This is a genomic window from Cohnella caldifontis, assembly GCF_029360585.1.
GTDB classification, from domain to species: domain Bacteria; phylum Bacillota; class Bacilli; order Paenibacillales; family Paenibacillaceae; genus Cohnella; species Cohnella caldifontis.
The window spans coordinates 138,043-155,427 of record NZ_JAQZSJ010000010.1 but is presented as its reverse complement, the minus strand read 5'-3'; the positions used below and the strand labels follow the sequence as shown (position 1 = coordinate 155,427).

The window sequence follows — 17,385 nt, the reverse complement described above, 5'->3', positions numbered from 1 at the left end:
CCGGCGAGCGGGGAGGGATCCGGATGTCGCAATCGAGCGTAACGGTATACGTCGTATCCGATTCGGCCGGGGACACCGGCGAACTCGCGGTCCGGGCGGCCGCGGCGCAGTTTCATCCCTTGACGGTGCAGATCCGGCGGGCCGGCTTCATCCAGTCGCCGGAAGGCATTGACGCCGTTCTGACGGCGGCGGGAGCGGAGCGGGGGATCGTCCTCTATACGCTGGTCATCCCGGAGCTTCGCAACTATATCGTCCAGCGGGCGGCGCAGCTCCAGATCACCGCCATCGACCTGCTCGGTTCGCTGATCGGGAAGCTGGAGGAACGGTTCGGCACCGAGTCCCGCCATGAGCCCGGCCTGAACCACGTGCTGGACGCGGATTATTTCCGCAAGGTGGAGGCGGTGGAATTCGCGGTTCGTTACGACGACGCCCGCGACGTGACCGGCATCCACAAAGCGGACATCGTGCTGGTCGGCGTCTCCCGGACCTCCAAGACGCCTTTGTCCATGGTTCTCGCGCACAAAATGTACAAAGTGGCCAACGTGCCGCTGGTGCCGGAGCTCGTCCCCCCGAAGGAGCTGTTCACGGTTTCCCGGGACAAGGTGGTCGGCCTCACGATCCGGACGGACGCCTTGAACGTGATCCGCAAAGAACGGCTCAAGGCGCTCGGACTGCCGGATACCGCTCCTTATGCCACGGCGGAGAGGATCGAAAAAGAGCTGCGCCACGCGCGCGAAATCATGGACAAGATCGGATGCGTCGTCATCGATGTCTCCAACAAAGCGGTAGAGGAAACCGCAAGCCTGATCATGGAGCTTATTCAACGATAATACCGTTTCAATCCTGCAGAAGTCGCCGCGCTCCAGCGGCGATGTTTTTGCCCTTGGGACAACCTCCGCAACAAAGTTGTCACAAAATCGGCGAAATCGGCGAAGCCGCGGTACGATGGGCCGAACAGGCGATCGGCATTTGACGAACTCCCTTTCGCTTCGTGCCGGAATCAAAAACGCGAAACCGGGACGAGAAGGATTTTACGTCCGTTTGCCGTATATAATAGTACGGCAAACTTTGGGTCGGCAGGTGAAAACGCAAGTGGAACCGCTCCGAAACCGAGTCGTCGTGGACGGGGACGCGTGTCCGGTCAAGCCCGAAATCGCTCGTACGGTCCGGGCTTGCGGCGCGACGGCCCTTCTCGTTTCCAGCCACGACCACGTCCTGGCGCCGGAAGAAAGCGTGCGGGTCGTCACCGTCGACGCGGGCAGCCAATCGGCCGACCTCTATATCGCGAACGTGCTTTCGCCTCGGGATATCCTGGTGACCGGGGACTATGGGCTGGCCGCTCTGGGCTTGTCCCGGGGCGCGGCGGTTCTGACGTTCAGAGGCCGGGAAATCCGGGACTCGGACATCGGAGGTTTGCTCGAACAACGTCACGCGTCGGCGAAAATGAGGAGAGGCGGAGCCAGGACCAAAGGCCCTCCCGCATTCACGGACGAAGATCGGCGCCGGTTTCAACAAAAACTGACAACACTTTTGCGGGGGATGCAGGAGAATCTCAACCTTTAGCGAATTGTATTACGTGCGTTAAAGATAAGGTGGGTTTTTCATGAATTACGGCATGATCCCTCAGACGGTGATTGACGAAGTGCTGCGGCGCCATGACATCGCCGAGACGGTGGGCCGATACGTTCACCTGTCGAAGCACGGCAAGTACCTCAAGGGTTTGTGTCCTTTCCATTCGGAGAAGACGCCGTCATTCACCGTGACCCCCGAGAAGCAGATCTTTCATTGCTACGGCTGCGGCAAAGGCGGCAACGTGATCAAGTTCGTGATGGAGATGGAAGGGGAATCGTTCCCTGAAGCGGTGAAGCGGCTGGCGGAAGACGCCGGCATCCCGGTGAACTGGGAGACCGCCCGCCCGGACGAGCCCAGCCCGCGGACGAAAGAACGCCAGTCGCTCTACGAAGCGCATGCCTATACCGCCAAGCTGTACCATTATCTGCTCCGCAACACCGAAGCCGGAAAACCGGCCATGGACTACTTGAAGTCCCGGGGGTTTACCGACCGGTTGATCGAGGAGTTCGGCATCGGCTTCGCCCCGGCGCGTTGGGACACGCTCACGCAAGCGCTGCAGCGGCAAGGCTTCGAGCCGGCCGAAATGGAGCGCGGCGGATTGCTCTCGAAGCGGCAGGAGGGCGACGGGTTCGTGGACCGGTTCCGCGACCGGGTCATGTTCCCGATCCACGACGGGGACGGCAAAGTCGCCGCGTTCGCGGGCAGGCTGATGGGCGAGGGGCAGCCGAAGTACTTGAACTCCCCGGAGTCCCCGCTGTTCAACAAAAGCCGGACGTTGTACCGCCTGCACGAGGCTCGCCCGGCGATCCGCCGGTCGCGGCAGGTGGTGCTGTTCGAAGGGTACGTCGATTGCATCAAGGCGTGGGCGGCCGGCGTGCACAACGGCGTCGCCACGATGGGAACGGCGCTGACGGCCGAACACGCCGCGCTGCTGCGAAGGTTCGCCGAGGAAGCGATCGTCTGCTACGACGGGGACGACGCGGGGCAGGCCGCTTCGCACAAAAGCATCCCGATTCTCGAATCCGCGGGCTTCCGGGTCCGGATCGGCCTCTTGCCGGGACGGATGGATCCGGACGAGTACATCTCGGCCTACGGTCCCGAGACTTTCGTTCGGGAATGCGTCGACGGAGCCGTTTCCGCCATCAAATTTCAGCTTATATATTTAAGGAAATCCCATATACTCCTAGAAGATGATGGCAAAATCCGGTATTTGCGCGACGCGGTCCGCCTGGTGGCTTTCCGGGATTCCCCGACGGAGCGGGAAGTGCTGCTCAAGGAGCTGGCCCAGGAATTCGGGGTTTCGCTCGATACGCTGAAGCAGGAAGTTTCGGAGATCCGCCGGCAGGAGAAATTGGGAAACGCAGGGGATATTCCGGCGGGATCGTGGAATAATGTATGGAATGAAAAGAGATCTTCCTCCAGACTACCGAACATTCCCCCTACCTATGTCACAGCGGAAAGGCAGCTGTTGTCTTGGATGATGCAGGATGCGGAGGTCGCGTCTTCGGTTCGGGATCGGCTGGGAGAACAATTTCTCGTCCAAGATCATGCGGCGCTTGCCGCTTATCTATATGCATACTATGCGGAAGGCCATGAACCGGACGTCGGACGATATATCGCCTCCCTGCAGGATGACCGCCTGGAGCGGGCCGCCAGCGCGATCGCGCTGCTGGAAGAACCGTTCAACGACCGCGCCCTGGAGGACAGCATCCGCTCGATCGAGCGTTACGCCCTGGTGCAGGACAAAGAACGGCTGCAACAAGAGATGCTGGCGGCGGAGAAAGCCGGAGACCACGACCGGTTGATTCAGATATTGGCAGACATTATGGCCCTAGACAAAAAGCTCAGAGAACTGTGACTCTTGGCGCTTTCTAGGTAGGAGGGAGTCGGAAATGGCGAACGATCAAAACACGGGGCTGGAGACGGAATCTACGCTGGAGCAAGTGAAGGCCCAATTGCTGGAACAAGGCAAGAAGAAGTCTTCCTTGACCTATAAAGACATCATGGAAAAGCTTTCTCCCTTCGATCAGGATCCGGACCAGATCGACGAATTTTTCGAACAGCTGGCGGATCAGGGCATCGAGGTCGTCAACGACCATGACGACAGGGGGGCGCACGGCGAAGACGACGAGCACGACGACTTCGCGTTCGACGACGATCTGTCCCTGCCGCCCGGCATCAAGATCAACGATCCGGTGCGGATGTATTTGAAGGAGATCGGGCGGGTGCCCCTGCTTGGAGCGGACGACGAAATCGAGCTCGCCAAGAAGATCGAGATCGGCGGCGCCGAAGCCGAGGAAGCCAAAAAAAGACTGGCGGAAGCCAATCTTCGTCTGGTCGTCAGCATCGCCAAGCGTTACGTCGGCCGCGGCATGCTGTTTCTCGACCTCATTCAGGAAGGCAATATGGGCCTCCTGAAAGCCGTCGAGAAGTTCGATTACGAAAAAGGATTCAAGTTCAGCACGTACGCCACGTGGTGGATCCGCCAGGCCATCACCCGCGCGATCGCCGACCAGGCGCGGACGATCCGGATTCCGGTGCACATGGTCGAGACGATCAACAAGCTGATCCGCGTATCCCGCCAGCTGCTGCAGGAGCTCGGGCGCGAGCCTACGCCGGAGGAAATCGCCGAGCAGATGGAGCTCAGCGTCGACAAAGTGCGCGAAATCATGAAAATCGCGCAAGAGCCCGTATCGCTGGAAACGCCGATCGGCGAAGAGGACGACTCCCACCTGGGAGATTTCATCGAGGATCAGGAAGCGCTGGCGCCTGCGGACGCCGCCGCGTACGAATTGCTTAAGGAACAATTGGAGGACGTGCTCGACACGTTGACCGAGCGGGAAGAGAACGTGCTGCGGCTCCGGTTCGGCTTGGACGACGGCCGTACGCGCACTTTGGAAGAAGTCGGCAAAGTGTTCGGCGTCACCCGCGAACGCATCCGGCAGATCGAAGCCAAAGCGCTTCGCAAGCTTCGCCATCCGAGCCGGAGCAAAAGACTGAAAGATTTCCTCGAATAAGTCGATAAAGGGAATATCGAGGCCTTCCGCCCTTGAGGGTTGAGGGCTTTTTTGTTCCAGGCGATCTCATTCGGGAGGAATCGACGTGCCGGCTGTGGACATAGGAGATAAACGGAAATTTATCGTGAATGAAATCGAGGCGTGGCGGCGAAGCAAGCTGCTTCCCGAGCACTATTGCGATTTTCTGCAGAACCTGTATTTGGATGATTTGAATGATCGTCCGAAGGGCGCGGTGGAAACGGCGGTCCGCAAAATCGGCCAAGCGCCGCGCAAACGGTGGGTGCTTGTTTTTGGCGTTTTTGCCTTGATTTGTATTGTCGTACTTCATTTTAGCGCGTTTCCTTTGGCATTGCAAATCGGGCTCGCGGGCTTGTGCACCACGGGTTTCGTCCTGCTCGGCGGCCTGTGGCGGGAACCCCGGCCGGGGCGGTCGCTGCTCGCCATGGCGGCCGGGATGCTGATCACGTTCGGAACCGGGGCGGCGATCCTGGAGCTGCACGGGTGGACGGACGGCGGCGGGCCGATCGTGCTGCTGGCGGTTTGCGCGGCGCTCTGCATCGGCTGCGGGCTGATCGTGCGGCAAGCGCTCATCCACGGTTTCGGATGGCTGGCTTTGATCGCGCTGTACGCCCGGCTGCTCTTCCACCACGTGTCCGAGCCGGCATGGGCGGAGACGCAGCTGTTCTGGATTCCCGCCGCGCTGCTGTTCATTTGGCTGTCCTGGTTCGCGCACGTTCGGTTCAAGTCCGTCGGCATCGTGCTTTTCGCCAACGGATTGATCGTCTGGTACATGCCGGAGCTGCAATCGGCGCTCGGCGGCATCGATCCGGCGTGGGTGCAGGCCGGTTTAGTGGGCAAAACTGTATTGGCGGGATGGTTGTTGTACCGTTTCCGAAATCAATGGATGGAATGGGTTGTGCGATAAACGTGGAGAACAGAAGCGTGGAAGGAACCGGAGCGAAGCTCTCGAGGCGGCTGGCGGCTTTGGCCGAATGGGTGCCGCAGGGGGCCCGGTTCGCCGATATCGGGACGGATCATGCGCTGCTGCCCGTCTATTTGGCCGGGACCGGGCGCGTCCGCTCCGCCGTGGCGGGCGACGTGAACGCCGGACCGGTGGAGGCGGCCAGGCGCCAGGTCGAGGAAGCGGGGCTTACCGGCCTCGTGTCCGTGCGCCAGGGGGACGGACTGTCCGTGCTGGAGCCGGGAGACGCGGATGCGGTATGCATTGCGGGAATGGGCGGCAGCTTGATCGTGCGGCTGCTCGAAGAGGCGGGCGGGCGGCTGGAAGGCGTCCGGACGCTGATCTTGTCGCCGCACGTGGCGGAGGATGCCGTCCGGCGCTGGCTGGCGGATCACCGTTACGTGTTGGACCGGGAATTGCTGCTGGAGGAAGACGGAGTGATCTACACGCTGCTGAGAGCGGTGGCGGAGCCGGATCCCGCGCAGGCCGCCCGGAGAAACGGCGAGCTGTACGACGCCGGCGTGCTGGCGCCGTGCGCCGCTTCCGTTTCGTTGGATTTGCTGCTGGAAATGGGGCCGCTGCTGATCCGCCAAGGCGGGAACGCTTTTCGCCGCAAATGGGAGTCGGAAATCGCGAAACGGGAACAGATTATCGGGCAAATGCGGCTGTCGTCGGCGCCGGAAGCTGCGGATAAAATCTCGCGGTGGCAGGCCGCAGTTGCCGACATTCGGGAGGTGCTGGCATGTATGCCCGGGGAGAGACGGTAATTCAATGGATGGAGCGGCTGGCTCCGAAGCATTATGCGGAACCGGACGATAAGATCGGCCTTCAGGTCGGTTCCGTCCGCAAGGAGATCCGGACCGTGCTGGTCGCGCTGGACGTAACGCCGGAGGTGGTCGCGGAAGCGGCGGAGCTCGGGGCCGAGCTCATTATCGCCCATCATGCGGTCATCTACCGTCCGCTCGCCCACCTGCAGACCGACACGCCTTCCGGCGCGCTGGCGGCCGAGCTGCTGCGCCGGGACATCGCCGTATACGTAGCCCATACGAACCTGGATTCGGCGGAAGGCGGCATGAACGATTGGATGGCCGAAGCGCTCGGCCTCTCGAACCTGCAGGTGCTTCGCGAGGCGCATACCGACAAGCTGTATAAGCTCGTCGTCTTCGTCCCGAAAGGGCACGAGCAGGCCGTCCGCGACGCGATGTTCGGAGCGGGCGCCGGCTGGATCGGGAATTACAGCCACTGCAGCTTCAACGTGGAGGGCACCGGGACGTTCCTTCCGCGGGAAGGAAGCGACCCGTTTATCGGCCGCCAGGGCAAGCTCGAGACGGCGGAAGAAGTCCGGATCGAGACGGTCGTGCCCCAGAGCGTCCGCGGCAAGGTCGTATCCGCCATGCTCAAGGCTCATCCGTACGAGGAAGTGGCTTACGACTTGTACGCGATGGATCTGAAAGGCCGCTCGTTCGGCTTGGGGAGGGTCGGCACGCTTCCGTCGCCGGAGCCGCTGGACGTTTTCGCGGAGCGGGTGAAGCAGGCGCTGGACGTGCCCTTCGTGCGCGTAGTCGGAGCGGGCGACAAGCCGATCCGCAAGGTGGCGGTGCTCGGAGGTTCGGGCTCGCGCTTTATCGGCAACGCGCGCTTCGCCGGCGCGGACGTGCTGGTGACGGGCGATATCGATTACCACACCGCCCACGACGCGGCAGCCGCCGGGCTCGCCTTGGTGGATCCGGGCCACAACGCGGAAAAGATCATGAAGGAAAAAGTGGCTTCCTGGCTGCAAGGCCGAGCGGCTGAAGAAGGCTATGACACGGTCGTGCGGGCCTCGAAGGCGAATACGGAACCGTTCCGCCTGCGGTAAAGGACGGCGGCCCCTGAAGATGGATTCGGGGGCCGCCGTTCTTTTTGCGAAGAATCGCTTAGTCCAGGACAGCCGGTTTCAGAACTTTTTCGCACCACGTGCGGAAATCGGTGGGGGCGTTGGAACCTCGCATACGCGTTTCGGAATCGTAAATCCCCCGTTCGGCCGCCGCCGCCATGTCGATCAACCCTTGCGCCCATGCTTCGGTCATCCCGTGCTGCATCATCGCGGTTTTGTATGCGTCGGCGGAGATTTGCTGGAAGCGGATCGGCCTCCCCAGCACCTCGGATAGGATCCGTGCCATGTCGTTGTAGGACAGGGTTTCGGCGGTGCATACGGGCACGTTTTCCTGTCCGCTCCAAGAGGGATCGAGCAACAGGTTGGCCGCGACGGCGGCGATGTCGCGAGTCGCGCACTGCGGGAATTTGATATCCCCGGACGCCGGGTGGAAGAACATGCCCTGGCGTTTGATCGGTTCAACCTGCCAAAGAAAATTTTCCATGAACCCCGGCATGCACAGAGACCGGTAGCTTACGCCCGTGCTTTCGATCAGGTCGTCCATGGCGAAAATCGCCGAGATCTGTCCCGCGTTTTTGGCGATCCCTCGGCCCAAGCTCGAGATGCCGATCACGCGTTTGACGCCTTGGGTACGGATCGCGTCGCACAACGGCTGGATATAGTTCAGCACGTGGCGCTGGATGCTCTCGGCGCGAGGGTCGGGGGGGACCAGCCAAAAGACGGTATGCGCGCCTTCGAACGCTTTGTTCAGCACATTGATGTCGTCATGCGAGCCTTCCACGATTTCCGCGCGTTCCCGCACCCGGGAGGATAGACGGGAGGGTCGCGAGCGATGACGCGGATCGGTTCGGCGCTGTCCATAACCTTGTCGAGAATTTGCCGGCCGATTTGGCCGGTAGGCGTGGTGATGACCAACATGGAATTTCATCTGCTCCTTTTTTCGGAAAATAGACAGTGTTGTTTATGCTGCGGATTCGCGTAAACGATACTGTATAATGAAGATTAAGCGGTTCGGGACATCCGGGCAATCCGCAAAAGGCTTTTATCGTTGGTTAGACAACAAGAAAGCGAGATTGTCGGTTTCGCGTCACGGCGATTGAGCACCCGGGGGATGAACGAAACGCAAAACCTTTCGAAGAGCAGGTGTGAAGAAATATGCCGGTAAACCCGAACGATCCCCGCGTCAAACGTACCCGCCGGTTGCTGCTTCAGTCTTTTATGGAACTGGTTGAACAAAGAAAAAACATTTATTCCATATCGGTTCAGGACATCGCGGATCGGGCGACCGTCAATCGGGCCACTTTTTACGCGCACTTCGAAGACAAATACGCTTTCCTGGAGTGCTGGATGAGGGAGAAATTCCAAAGAAAATTGGAAGAAACGCTGCCTCATGCGTCCTTAACGGACATGAACAGCTTGCGGACCGTCATCCTTACCGTATTTCGTTTTTTGGCTCGCACCCGGCAATACATGGTACCGGCGAACGTCGAATTCGAACCGCTGTTCGAAATCGCGATGCAAAAAGAGCTGTATCGACTCTTGTTCGAGTGGTTGAAGGATCGATCGGATGCTTCCGTACCCCGGACGACCGTAGAGACCACGGCTCTTGTCATGAGCTGGGGCATCTTGGGGTCCGCCGTTCAATGGAGCAGAAGTCCTCAAAACCGTACGGCGGAGGAGATGGCGGGGGAGGTGCTGGCGGTTGCGGCGGCGGGATTGGCGCCCGTAATGGCGTAGCTTGCCGAAGGAGATGCGGCGTGGCAGATCCGCCATTCATTGCCGTTGAATCCCGGGGAGATTCGCGTTATACTAGGTTTTGCGAATCGGAAAGTTTGACAGACAATCGCCGGCGGCGCAGAGCCGCGGGAGGAAAGTCCGGGCTCCGAAGGGCAGGATGCTGGATAACGTCCAGTCGGCGCGAGCCGAAGGATAGTGCCACAGAAACGGACCGCCGATGGCCGGGATCCCCGCAAGGGAATTCCGGCACAGGCAAGGGTGGAACCGTGGTGTAAGAGACCACGAGGAACCTGGGTGACTTGGTTCCTGGTAAACCCCATCCGGAGCAAGACCTAAGAGAACGCATGCGGCAGGTTCTGCCGCAAGCCCTTGCCCGGGGCGCGTTGGGTTGGTCGCTTGAGCCGTTCAGCAATGGACGGCCTAGAAAGATGATTGTCGCTTCGTTCGTGGGAGGCCGGCGCAAAGCCGTCCGTGACGACCACTTGAAGTACAGAACCCGGCTTACGGCAAACTTTCCGAATAGCGCCAAAACCCGCAAAGCGCGATGCTTTGCGGGTTTTGGCGTTTTTACAACGGAAAGACCGTCAGGGATTTCCCGCGGTTTCCTGCTTAGGCTGCTTCTTCCGCATCTTCGTCGGAAGCCGCGCCTTTGCTCATCAGCAGAAACACGGTGATCAGGATAAAAGCGACGAGAGCCATCAGCGGAATCGTAATGACGCCGAACCAGTCCAAATAATCGGTATTGCAGGGGATGCCCGCTTTGCAAGGGGCGATCTCCGCGAGTCCGGGAATTTTCTGCTCCGCGTAATGGTAAGCGGCGATCAAGCCGCCGATGATGCTGAGCGGCAGCGCGTACCCGGCGATGTTCCGGTCGTCGCGCAGCGCGGCCCTGCCGAGCAGGATGACGAGCGGGTACATGCAAATCCGCTGAAACCAGCAAAGCTGGCAAGGGATGTATCCCAGCACTTCGCTGAGGAACAGGCTGCCTCCGGTCGCAACCAGCGAGACGATGAAGGCGAATACGATGCCGTACGAGCGAATCAACGCTTGCATGCCGCGCCCTCCGTCACGATTCGGATTCCTGCAGGGCCTTGTCGATGGCCTTTTTGAAATTGTCGTAGCTCAGCGCCGTATCGTCGTCCAATTTCTCGCCATTGAGGATGACTGTCGGGGTTCCCGTAAAGTTATGTTTGCGTGCGTAGGCATTCTGGCCGTCCAATTCGTCGGCGTACGTCTGCTGGTCGATGTCCTGCCGGAGCTTGTCGTAGTCGACGTTCACCCCTGCCTGCTTCGCAAGGTCGACCAAATAGTCCGTCGTCGCCCAAATGACTTTCTCTTCGGGCTTTTGGTTGAGATACATCACGTCGTAAAATTTCCAAAACTCGTCTTTGTTCTGATGGAAGACGGAAAGGCCGGCCAGCGCCGCCGTGTACGAATCGTCCCAAATGATCGTCCAGTTCTGGAACGAAAGCGAAACTTTGCCGGTATCGATGTATTCCGTTTTGATTTTCGACATGATGTCTTCGCTGAAATACTTGCAGGTCGGGCACTTGAAATCGCCGAATTCCATCAGCTTCACTTTGGCGTCGGCGGAACCGAGCGTCGGATAGCTGCCGTAATCGAAAGTCATCGGTCCCGGCTTGGGCCAGAACACGATCAAGGCCGCGATCAGTACGGCGAACAAGCCGGTCGCGGACCATACCATGACCCGCGAGCGGCGCTTTTTCTTCTCGTTCTTGATTTGCCGCAAAATCCGTTCTTCTTTCTTGAGTTGAGCCTTCGTTTTTTCCACCGGTACACTCCTTCAGGCAAGCGGACTTGTCCCCTATAATGAAAATCCCCTCTCCATTGTACCGGATTAAGCTTAAAAGAACATGAAAAAAAGCGTCCGGCCGCCAGAGGCCGAACGCGAATGACCGGTGCGGGATCACGAGGCTCCGAGGCGCTCCAGCTGCTGACGCACCCGTTCGGGGAACAGCTGCAGCGACTGCGCTCCGCCTCCCGCGGCCCGCAGCGCGCTGACGATGTCGATCTGGCCGTAGCCGAACAGGTTGTCCTTGCCTTTGTCCCCCAGGTCGACGGCGGTTTTGCGCAGCAGGTCCATGACCTCCGTGTTTTTCAGGTTCGGGTTGGCCGCCCGGACGAGGGAGGCGAGCGCCGCCACGTGGGGGCTGGCCATGGACGTTCCGGACAGCGCGGCGTAGCGGCTGCCCGGGTACGTGCTGGCGATGTTCGTGCCGGGCGCGGCCACGTCGATATAGTCTCCGAAGTTGGAGTATTCCGCTTTGGCTCCTCCTTGATCGGTGGCCGCGACGGCCAGCACTTCCGGATACGCCGCCGGGTAGCCGGGCCGATCCGTGTTGTCGTTGCCGCTGGCGGCGACGATCACGGCGCCTTTGCTGTGGGCGTATTGGATCGCGTCGTGGAGAAACTGGGCTTGCGCGTAATTGCCCAGGCTCATGTTGATGACGTCGGCGCCGTGGTCGGCGGCCCAGATGACCCCTTCCGCCACCGAATAGGTCGAGCCGGAGCCGCTGCTGTCCAGCGCTTTGACCGGCATGATTTTCGTATACCAGGTCAGGCCCGCGACGCCTTCGTCGTTATTGACCTGCGCGGCGATGATGCCCGCCACGTGCGTGCCGTGTCCGACGTCGTCCTCCGGCGGACTGGACGGATCGACCACGTTGTAGCCTTTGACCAGCCTGCCCTTCAGGTCCGGATGGTCGGATTGCACGCCGGTATCGACGACGGCAACGACGACATCCTGGCTCCCTTTGTTCAAATTCCAGCCCTGCTCCGTTTCGATCTGGGGCAAGTTCCATTGGTATTGCGAGTATAACGTATCGTTGGGCACGACGACCTGCGCGTCGGTTTCCCCGTCCGTTTCGTTGGTCAGGTACAAATAATGGGGCTCCGCGTAAATCGGATTCCATTTGCGGAAATACGACTGCATGTGCTGCATTTGATGTTTTCTGGAACGGAATACGTAAATTTGGCCGGTCTGGCGGACAATGTTCACGTCCAAGTCCTTGCGGATTTGCAGCAGTTCCTTCGCCGTAAGCGGGCGGCGGAATTTCACCACGGCCTCGTCGATCGCGTAGTGGCTCGCGTTCGCGTTATCGGAGCCTTTGCGCACCGTCACGTCTTGATTCGTGTTCGGTTTGACGGATTCGATACGGTAACGGCCCTCTGCGGGATACGGAATCAGGCGCAGATTACGGCGCTGGTGGCGTTCCACTTCCTGGACGACGGAAGCGGACACGAGCGCGGCGACCCCGCGGGATTTGCCGCCCGGAGCGGGTTCCCCCATGACGAAGTACCGGCGGCCTTGATGGTTGAAGGAGGGCGAGACGTACGATTTGCCGCTTTTCACGGCCGATCCGGCTTTTTTCAAGTAAGGGGCGGCGGCTGCGCGAAGCTGCGTTGTCGTCTTGTTTTCCTTCCAGGCTGCTTGATCGGTCCCGTCGATCCAAGTGACGGAGACGATTTCCGGATGCTGCTTCAAAAAAGCGGACAGCCGCTGGGCCCGGTTCGGACGGTCGGGAATCCCGGCGAGCCCGGCCATCAGGCGATGGGCGTCGAGAACGTTCTGTTGCCGGTTCAGCCGCTCCGTGGCCTCCATGTCGCGTCGAACCGCCGTTTCCTTGTAATTCGTTTCCCGCTTTTCCGCCTGCCGGCTGGCTTGGGGAGAAGGGGAGGAAGAGCGCTGGCCCGGCGAGCAGGACGGCAGAACGAGGGAGACGGCCGCCAGCAGGGAGAGCAAGCGGACCGGGGCGATCCAAGCCTTGTGGCGCACGACGGCACCTTCCTTTCTCAGCCTTAGGATTTACCGTTAGCATGAAAGGGCGGGGGGAAAAATATGCGGGCGTTTCGGAACGATAACCCTACATTTCGATTCGGATTTATGGTACGATGGGGGAGAGTTTCGCGGGCGTCCGGCCGATGGCCGGGGGCGGTTTTGCCGTGAAGAGATCGATGTTTCGCGACAACGAAAGGGGAACCACCATCATGCCAGCCAATGTTAAAGGAATCGCCGAATCCACTCGGGAGAAGCTGAAGACGGCGATCTCGGAGTTGGAGCCATTCCTGAACGGACATGCGCTTCCGCAACTGATCGGAGAAGACAGCGCCGAAGCCAGAAGCTTTTACGGCGGTTTGCTTTCCGACCTGCGCCACTTGCTGGTGTTTTCGGAAGTAGCTTACGAGAAGCTGGGCACCTTGCTGCGCAGGCCGAACTTCGACACCGAACAGGCCGAACGCGTCTTGTACGAGGTTTATCATCATGCCGTCAACAATTTCTTCTACCCCAAGAACGAGTGTTATTCCGAAGACGGCCGCTATGCGTATACCGGCCAGGACGCCATCCGTTTCCGGATGAAGCCGGTCCGGGCGGCCCGCGACGTCGTCCTGAACGTTTCCCGGGTATATGAGGAATTGCGCGACGATTTGGCTTATTACGAAAGCGACTATCTGACCCAGAAACGCATGCAGAGTCAGTCCAAATAATCCGCGGGACGCGCCGAAGCCTGACCCGGCCTCCCTGCATCCTCCACCCCTCGATCCGCATACCCGGTCCCGCCGGGCGAACAATAGGATCGGGGGGTGATTTGCGTGCCGAAAGGCGTCGCGTGCAGCGTCAGCAACTGTGCGTTCTGGAACGAAGGCAACCAGTGCGGAGCCCGCGAAATCGCCATCGAGATCGATGCGCATTCGACGGTGAATTTGAACGAGGAGTTCGGGGAAGAAGGCTTCGATGCCCATCGGGACACGGCGAAAGCATCATCCGTGACCTGCTGCCTGACGTTCCGACCAACGGGTAAACGGTCGTAGTCGACGGATCACCCGAGCGCTTTTGCGGCAGGGGACTGTTCGAACCGCCGGACATGAGGTACAATAAGGAAATCAGAACCTTGTCCGAGAACGGGGAGAACTGGAACTTGAACGTGACGACGGCGACTGACCCGCGTGTCTTGAAGCAGCTGCTCATGGCGCAATGGATCAATAACGCGAACCCGCTCGATCCTTCGGCCGGCACGGCGAACGGCGGTATTTTCGAAACGCTGCTCGGCGGTTTGATGGGAACTTCTTCGACGGATTTATCTTCATCTCCATTGTCATATATGAATTCGGTGAGCGGCGGTTATGGATTGTCGCTGAATTCCCTGGGATCTTTGGGATCTTTGGGATTGTATGGAACATTTGGGTCGTATGGATCGTTGGGATCGCTGGGATCGCTGTTTTCGGGAATGATGACCGGTACGGGGGGATCGGATTCCGACTATGGCGGAAGCTCCGCGGCTTACGAAGGGTTGATCCAAGCCGCCGCGGCCAAGTACGGGTTGGACCCGGCGCTTGTCAAAGGCGTTATCCGCACCGAATCCGGCTTTCAAGCCGGGGCGTTATCCCATGCCGGCGCCAAGGGTTTGATGCAGCTGATGGACGACACGGCCCGGGGCTTGGGCGTTCAAGACGTTTGGGACCCCGCGCAGAACATCGACGGAGGAACGCGGTTCCTTTCCTATCTGCTTCGGAAATACGACGGCAACGTCTCAACGGCGCTTGCCGCTTACAATGCCGGTCCCGGACGGGTAGACAGGCTCGGCTTGGTCAACGATCGGCTGATCGGCGAGCGGTTCGGGGAATTGCCGGAGGAAACGCAGAATTATATCCGCAAAGTCCTGACTGCCGCAAGGCAGTACGGCATGCAAATCTGACGGAAGCCGAACGATCGGCATCATCCGGTGGGCGCACTTTCGTGCGCCCCGTTTTGTTTGAATAAGGCTGGAGGATTCATCATGGAAATGCTGTATTTCGACCATTGCGCGTCCACCCCGGTGCACCCGAAGGTGGCGGATACGGTTTACGAGGTCATGAAGCTGCACTACGCGAACGCGTCCTCGCTGCATCGCGCGGGGACCGAGGCGATGAAACTGGTGGAGCGCGCGCGATCGACGATCGCGGATGGCTTCGGCGCCAAACCCGGCGAAGTGCTGTTCACGTCCGGGGGAACCGAGAGCAACAATCTGGCGCTGAAAGGAATTTGGTCCCGGCTCGGCCGAACGGCCCGCCACATGATCGTAAGCACGGTGGAACACGCCTCCGTGTACCGCGCCGCCAAGCAGCTGGAGGAGTCCGGCGTGGACGTCACCTGGATTCCCGTCGACGAACGGGGGAGGGTGAGCGTCCAAGACGTCGCGTCCGCGGTGCGGGACGATACGGCGCTGGTCAGCGTCATGCACGTGAACAACGAGACCGGAACCGTGCAGCCGATCCGGGAAATCGGCGCGGCGTTGTCCCGTTACCCGCACGTGCGCTTTCACGTGGACGGAGTCCAAGCCATCGGCAAATTGCCGCTCGGCTTCCGCGAATGGGGCGTCGATCTGTACAGCGGGTCCGCCCACAAGTTCCGCGGCCCCAAAGGCGTCGGCTTCCTGCTCGTCCGGGAAGGGCTTGATTTGGCGCCGCTGCTGGCCGGAGGCTCCCAAGAGCAAGGAAGGCGCGGCGGTACGTACAACGTGCCCGGCATCGTCGGCATGGCTCAAGCGTTTCGCCTGGCGACGGAAAGTTTGGCGGAACGCCGGACGCGGATGTTCGGCCTTCGCCGTAAGCTGCTGGCCGAATTGGCGCGGGTGCCGGAGCTGGTACTGAACGGATTCGGACCCGACGAGGAAGAGCGGACGGCGCCCCATGTCGTCAACGTGTCCTACCCGGGCATGCGGCCCGAAGTTCTCGTGCACATGCTGGAGAAACACGGCGTGTTCGTCTCGACCCAATCGGCGTGCTCCTCCAAGAGCCTGCAGCCGAGCCGGGTGCTTTCCGCGATGGGACTCGGAGCGGAACGGGCTTCGGGGAGCATCCGGATCAGCTTCGGGGACGAGCACGGAGAGCGGGACATCGATGCCTTGGCCGAGCGGATTCGATCGGCGGTCGGCGAGCTGAAGCCGCTCGAAAGGAGCCGGGGATGAGAGACGATTGGATTTTGGTCCGTTTCGGGGAATTGACGATCAAGGGCCGCAACCGCGGACGATTCGAAGACTTGATGGTTCGTCAGGTCAAGCAGGCTTTGGCGGCGTATCCGGCCCTCGCCTACCGCAAAACGTTCGGACGTCTGTACGTGGAATTAAACGGCGAGCCGTATGAGGAAATCGCGTTTCGGCTCAAGGACGTGTTCGGCATCGCTTCGTTCAGCCGGGTCATCCGGTGCGGCCACGAGCTGCAGGAGATCCGGGAAACCGCGCTGCAGGCAATCCGGAACATGGATCCGACGCCCCGTACGTTCAAAATGACGGTTCGGCGGGCGTGGAAAGCGTACCCCCACGATTCGCAGGAAATGAACCATCTGGTCGGTGCGCACGTACTGCGTAACACGCCCGAATTGAAAGTCGACGTGCACCATCCGGACGTCGAGCTGAAAGTCGAAATCCAGCCCGAAGGCACGTACGTGTACGCCTCGGCGGAGGAGGGCGCCGGCGGATTTCCGCTGGGGATGAACGGCAAGGCGATGCTGCTGCTCTCCGGAGGCATCGACAGCCCGGTGGCCGGGTGGATGTCGATGCGCAAAGGACTCGAAATCGAGGCCGTCCATTTCCACAGCTATCCGTTCACCAGCGAACAGGCTAAGGAGAAGGTCGTTACGCTGGCCCAGCGGCTGGCGTATTACGGAGGGACGATCCGCCTTCATCTGGTGCCGTTTACGGAGCTGCAGACCAAATTGGCGCAGAGCGGACAGGAGCACTTGATCATTACGCTGATGCGCAGGAGCATGCTGCGCATCGCGGAGAAGCTGGCGGAGCGCCGGGGAGCGCTCGCGATCGTGACCGGGGACAGTCTGGGGCAGGTCGCCAGCCAAACGCTCGGCAGCATGAACGTGATCGGGCGGACGACCGATTTGCCGCTGCTGCGCCCGCTGGTCATGATGGATAAGCTGGAGATCATCCGGATCGCCGAGAGGATCGGCACGTACGGAACTTCGATTCTGCCTTACGAGGATTGCTGCACGCTGTTCGTGCCGAAGTCGCCGGCGACGAACCCGAATCTCCGGATCATCGAGCGGGTGGAGGCGCAGTTCGGGCAAGAGCTTGACCGGCTCGTCGAGGAAGCGGTCCAAGGGACCGAAATGCTGACGCTGACGGAAACGAGCCGTTCGGATGCGCCTGCGGAGAAGGCGAAGGAAGACAGCTGGTTTTAGAAATAGAAAGCGGGAAGCAGGCGTACTAGAGCGC

The 17,385-nt window shown here is 60.4% G+C and carries 17 protein-coding genes and 1 other RNA gene; 14 read left to right on the top strand and 4 right to left on the bottom strand.

The genetic code is table 11. The features are described from left to right. The first annotated feature begins 23 nt into the window (after positions 1–23). The 7 genes from PTZ19_RS15490 to PTZ19_RS15460 all read left to right on the top strand — a co-directional run bounded on the left by PTZ19_RS15490 (position 24) and on the right by PTZ19_RS15460 (position 7,408). The gene (locus PTZ19_RS15490) at positions 24–830 is read left to right on the top strand and encodes a pyruvate, water dikinase regulatory protein (RefSeq protein ID WP_276355974.1); all 807 of its coding nucleotides are present in this window, start codon (positions 24–26) and stop codon (positions 828–830) included. A gap of 262 nt (positions 831–1,092) precedes the next feature. Then, on the top strand, positions 1,093–1,563 hold the full coding sequence (locus PTZ19_RS15485) for a YaiI/YqxD family protein (RefSeq protein ID WP_276355973.1): 471 nt from the start codon (positions 1,093–1,095) through the stop codon (positions 1,561–1,563). 40 nt (positions 1,564–1,603) lie between these two features. Continuing rightward, on the top strand, positions 1,604–3,430 hold the full coding sequence (gene dnaG, locus PTZ19_RS15480; RefSeq protein WP_276355972.1) for a DNA primase: 1,827 nt from the start codon (positions 1,604–1,606) through the stop codon (positions 3,428–3,430). A gap of 34 nt (positions 3,431–3,464) precedes the next feature. Next, on the top strand, positions 3,465–4,589 hold the full coding sequence (rpoD, locus tag PTZ19_RS15475) for an RNA polymerase sigma factor RpoD (protein WP_276355971.1): 1,125 nt from the start codon (positions 3,465–3,467) through the stop codon (positions 4,587–4,589). A gap of 124 nt (positions 4,590–4,713) precedes the next feature. Continuing rightward, positions 4,714–5,514: a hypothetical protein gene (locus PTZ19_RS15470; protein ID WP_276355970.1), complete on the top strand. Its 801-nt coding sequence runs from the start codon at positions 4,714–4,716 to the stop codon at positions 5,512–5,514. A 17-nt stretch (positions 5,515–5,531) separates the two neighbouring features. Continuing rightward, complete coding sequence (locus PTZ19_RS15465) at positions 5,532–6,317, top strand: tRNA (adenine(22)-N(1))-methyltransferase (protein WP_276355969.1); 786 nt, start codon at positions 5,532–5,534, stop codon at positions 6,315–6,317. After that, the gene (locus tag PTZ19_RS15460) at positions 6,293–7,408 is read left to right on the top strand and encodes a Nif3-like dinuclear metal center hexameric protein (protein WP_276355968.1); all 1,116 of its coding nucleotides are present in this window, start codon (positions 6,293–6,295) and stop codon (positions 7,406–7,408) included. The genes PTZ19_RS15465 and PTZ19_RS15460 overlap by 25 nt, the downstream gene beginning before the upstream one ends. A 58-nt stretch (positions 7,409–7,466) precedes the next feature. Here PTZ19_RS15460 and PTZ19_RS15455 read toward each other — a convergent pair whose 3' ends face one another. Then, positions 7,467–8,354, bottom strand: coding sequence for an NmrA family NAD(P)-binding protein (locus tag PTZ19_RS15455; protein ID WP_276355967.1), 888 nt, complete (start codon positions 8,352–8,354; stop codon positions 7,467–7,469). A 227-nt stretch (positions 8,355–8,581) separates the two neighbouring features. On the opposite strand from PTZ19_RS15455, the gene PTZ19_RS15450 reads away from it, so the two are divergent. Continuing rightward, positions 8,582–9,163, top strand: coding sequence for a TetR family transcriptional regulator (locus PTZ19_RS15450; RefSeq protein ID WP_276355966.1), 582 nt, complete (start codon positions 8,582–8,584; stop codon positions 9,161–9,163). Positions 9,164–9,253: 90 nt separating this feature from the next. Further along, positions 9,254–9,682, top strand: an RNA gene (rnpB, locus tag PTZ19_RS15445) — RNase P RNA component class A. 90 nt (positions 9,683–9,772) lie between these two features. On the opposite strand, the gene PTZ19_RS15440 is transcribed toward rnpB, so the two are convergent. The 3 genes from PTZ19_RS15440 to PTZ19_RS15430 all read right to left on the bottom strand — a co-directional run bounded on the left by PTZ19_RS15440 (position 9,773) and on the right by PTZ19_RS15430 (position 12,959). Then, a complete protein-coding gene (locus tag PTZ19_RS15440; protein ID WP_276355965.1) occupies positions 9,773–10,216 on the bottom strand; it encodes a disulfide oxidoreductase in 444 nt (147 codons plus the stop codon). 13 nt (positions 10,217–10,229) lie between these two features. Next, complete coding sequence (locus PTZ19_RS15435) at positions 10,230–10,955, bottom strand: DsbA family protein (RefSeq protein ID WP_276355964.1); 726 nt, start codon at positions 10,953–10,955, stop codon at positions 10,230–10,232. A gap of 135 nt (positions 10,956–11,090) precedes the next feature. Beyond that, positions 11,091–12,959: a S8 family peptidase gene (locus PTZ19_RS15430; RefSeq protein ID WP_276355963.1), complete on the bottom strand. Its 1,869-nt coding sequence runs from the start codon at positions 12,957–12,959 to the stop codon at positions 11,091–11,093. 212 nt (positions 12,960–13,171) lie between these two features. On the opposite strand from PTZ19_RS15430, the gene PTZ19_RS15425 reads away from it, so the two are divergent. The 5 genes from PTZ19_RS15425 (at position 13,172) to thiI (ending at position 17,351) form a co-directional block, all read left to right on the top strand. Beyond that, positions 13,172–13,669 (top strand): YpuI family protein, encoded by a 498-nt coding sequence (locus PTZ19_RS15425; RefSeq protein WP_276355962.1) that lies wholly within the window; start codon positions 13,172–13,174, stop codon positions 13,667–13,669. A gap of 105 nt (positions 13,670–13,774) precedes the next feature. Then, positions 13,775–13,993, top strand: a complete 219-nt coding sequence (locus tag PTZ19_RS15420) for a DUF1540 domain-containing protein (RefSeq protein ID WP_276355961.1) — start codon at positions 13,775–13,777, stop codon at positions 13,991–13,993. A gap of 80 nt (positions 13,994–14,073) precedes the next feature. Continuing rightward, positions 14,074–14,877 (top strand): lytic transglycosylase domain-containing protein, encoded by an 804-nt coding sequence (locus PTZ19_RS15415; protein ID WP_276355960.1) that lies wholly within the window; start codon positions 14,074–14,076, stop codon positions 14,875–14,877. 87 nt (positions 14,878–14,964) lie between these two features. Then, positions 14,965–16,128 (top strand): cysteine desulfurase family protein, encoded by a 1,164-nt coding sequence (locus tag PTZ19_RS15410; protein WP_276356015.1) that lies wholly within the window; start codon positions 14,965–14,967, stop codon positions 16,126–16,128. Next, on the top strand, positions 16,125–17,351 hold the full coding sequence (thiI, locus tag PTZ19_RS15405; RefSeq protein WP_276355959.1) for a tRNA uracil 4-sulfurtransferase ThiI: 1,227 nt from the start codon (positions 16,125–16,127) through the stop codon (positions 17,349–17,351). The genes PTZ19_RS15410 and thiI overlap by 4 nt, the downstream gene beginning before the upstream one ends. Positions 17,352–17,385 lie beyond the last annotated feature (34 nt).

Bases quoted from the DNA above. Each gene is read 5' to 3' on its own strand.
- PTZ19_RS15460 (WP_276355968.1), top strand. From the start codon at position 6,293: ATGTATGCCCGGGGAGAGACGGTAATTCAATGGATGGAGCGGCTGGCT.
- rpoD (WP_276355971.1), top strand. From the start codon at position 3,465: ATGGCGAACGATCAAAACACGGGGCTGGAGACGGAATCTACGCTGGAG.
- dnaG (WP_276355972.1), top strand. From the start codon at position 1,604: ATGAATTACGGCATGATCCCTCAGACGGTGATTGACGAAGTGCTGCGG.
- PTZ19_RS15440 (WP_276355965.1), bottom strand. From the start codon at position 10,216: ATGCAAGCGTTGATTCGCTCGTACGGCATCGTATTCGCCTTCATCGTC.
- PTZ19_RS15455 (WP_276355967.1), bottom strand. From the start codon at position 8,354: ATGAAATTCCATGTTGGTCATCACCACGCCTACCGGCCAAATCGGCCG.
- PTZ19_RS15425 (WP_276355962.1), top strand. From the start codon at position 13,172: ATGCCAGCCAATGTTAAAGGAATCGCCGAATCCACTCGGGAGAAGCTG.
- PTZ19_RS15450 (WP_276355966.1), top strand. From the start codon at position 8,582: ATGCCGGTAAACCCGAACGATCCCCGCGTCAAACGTACCCGCCGGTTG.
- PTZ19_RS15490 (WP_276355974.1), top strand. From the start codon at position 24: ATGTCGCAATCGAGCGTAACGGTATACGTCGTATCCGATTCGGCCGGG.
- thiI (WP_276355959.1), top strand. From the start codon at position 16,125: ATGAGAGACGATTGGATTTTGGTCCGTTTCGGGGAATTGACGATCAAG.
- PTZ19_RS15410 (WP_276356015.1), top strand. From the start codon at position 14,965: ATGCTGTATTTCGACCATTGCGCGTCCACCCCGGTGCACCCGAAGGTG.